At 49.7% G+C, this 2,370-nt stretch carries 1 protein-coding gene; it reads left to right on the forward strand.

The window, feature by feature from the left end; all coding sequences use genetic code 11:
• Positions 1-2,370 (forward strand): Ig-like domain-containing protein (locus F960_RS22795; RefSeq protein ID WP_004858881.1); only part of this gene is annotated, 2,370 nt, incomplete at both ends.

The following is a 2,370-nucleotide window of genomic DNA, read 5'->3' on the forward strand; positions in this document are numbered from 1 at the left end:
AGGTATCGTGAATGGTTCAACCATTACAGCGACAGCAACGGATACAGCAGGTAATGTCAGCCCAGAAGCGAGCAAAGTTGTTGATACCTCAGCACCAGCAACGCCGACAGGCTATGTGGATAATGTTGCGCCAGAAGAAGGCACATTTGCGACAGGAACATCGACCAATGATACAACTCCAGGCTTAATTATCCCGACACCGGCTGCGGGTGAAACACCGAAGTTATATGTGGATGGCACAGAAGTCCCTGCGACTTATGATCCAGTAACGGGTACATTGACACCGACAACTCCGTTGACTGAAGGCCAGCATGATTTGAGCTATACCTTGACTGACAGCAATGGCTTTGAAGGTATACCAAGTGCGCCATTAAGCTTGACGGTCGATACACAAGCACCAACAACACCAGCAACTGCACCGACAGGTTATGTGGATAATGTTGCGCCGGAAGAAGGTACATTTGCTTCAGGTACATCAACCAACGATACAACACCAGGCTTAATCATCCCAGCACCAGCTGCGGGCGAAACGCCGAAGTTGTATGTTGATGGAACAGAAGTGCCTGCGACTTATGATTCTGCTACAGGTACATTGACACCAACAACTCCGTTGACTGAAGGCCAGCATGACTTGACCTATAGTTTGACGGATGCAGCGGGTAATGAAAGTGGTCAAAGCCCAGCATTGACATTGACTGTGGATACGCAAGCACCAACGGCTCCAGCGGCACCAACGGAGTACTTGGACAATACAGATCCACAACAAGGTACCTTTGGTACTGGGACTTCGACCAATGACAGCACACCAGGTGTGATTATCCCAACACCGGGTGCAGGTGAAACACCGAAGTTATATGTTGATGGTACAGAAGTCCCTGCGACCTATGATCCAGCAACAGGTACCTTGACGCCAACAACTCCGTTGACTGAAGGTCAGTATGACTTGACTTATACCTTGACGGATGAGGCGGGTAACGAAAGTGATCCAAGTCCAGCGATTACGATTACAGTAGATACGCAAGCACCAGCAGCACCAGCAGCACCGACAGAGTACTTGGACAATACAGATCCACAACAAGGCACATTCGGTACAGGAACCTCGACCAATGACAGCACACCAGGTGTGATCATTCCTGCACCAGCTGCGGGTGAAACGCCTAAATTGTATGTTGATGGTACAGAAGTGCCTGCGACCTATGATCCAGCGACAGGTACTTTGACGCCAACGACTCCGTTGACTGAAGGCCAGCATGACTTGACCTATACCTTGACGGATGCAGCGGGTAACGAAAGTGATCCAAGTCCAGCGATTACGATCACAGTAGATACACAAGCACCAGCAACACCAGCGGCACCGACAGAGTACTTGGATAATACAGATCCACAACAAGGTACATTCGGTACAGGAACATCAACCAACGATACAACACCAGGCTTGATCATCCCTGCACCAGCTGCGGGTGAAACGCCTAAATTGTATGTAGATGGTACAGAAGTGCCTGCGACCTATGATCCAGCGACAGGTACATTGACGCCGAATGCACCACTGGGTGAAGGCAAGCATGACTTGACTTATACCTTGACCGATGCAGCAGGTAATGAAAGTGCTCAAAGTCCAGCATTAAGCTTAACTGTGGATACTCAAGCACCAACTGCTCCAGCAGCACCGACTCAATATGTAGATGATGCAGGAACTGTCACAGGTCAGTTTGGAACAGGAACATCAACCGATGACACGACTCCAGGCTTGATTATTGCAGCACCGGGTGCAGGTGAAACACCGAAGTTATATGTAGATGGTACAGAAGTCCCTGCGACCTATGATCCAGCAACAGGTACCTTGACGCCGACAACTCCGCTGGGTGAAGGCAAGCATGACTTGACTTATACCTTGACCGATGAGGCGGGCAACGAAAGTGGTCAAAGTGGTCCATTAACATTAACTGTAGACACAACTGCACCAACGATTCCAGCAGCACCGACAGAGTACTTGGACAATACAGATCCAGTGCAAGGTACATTCGGTACAGGAACATCAACCAACGACACAACACCAGGCTTGATCATTGCAGCACCAGCTGCGGGTGAAACGCCTAAATTGTATGTTGATGGTACAGAAGTCCCTGCGACCTATGATCCAGCGACAGGTACCTTGACGCCAACGACTCCGTTGACTGAAGGCAAGCATGACTTGACTTATAGCTTGACGGATGCAGTAGGTAACGAAAGTGCGCCAAGCGGTGCATTAACCTTAACTGTAGATACTCAAGCACCTGATGCACCAACAGCGGCACTGGTTTCTGATACGGGTATTCCAGGTGATGGCGTGACTTCAAATGGTGAAGTGGCTGTAACCTTGACGGACAGTGG

Source organism: Acinetobacter gerneri DSM 14967 = CIP 107464 = MTCC 9824, from assembly GCF_000368565.1.
Lineage (GTDB): Bacteria > Pseudomonadota > Gammaproteobacteria > Pseudomonadales > Moraxellaceae > Acinetobacter > Acinetobacter gerneri.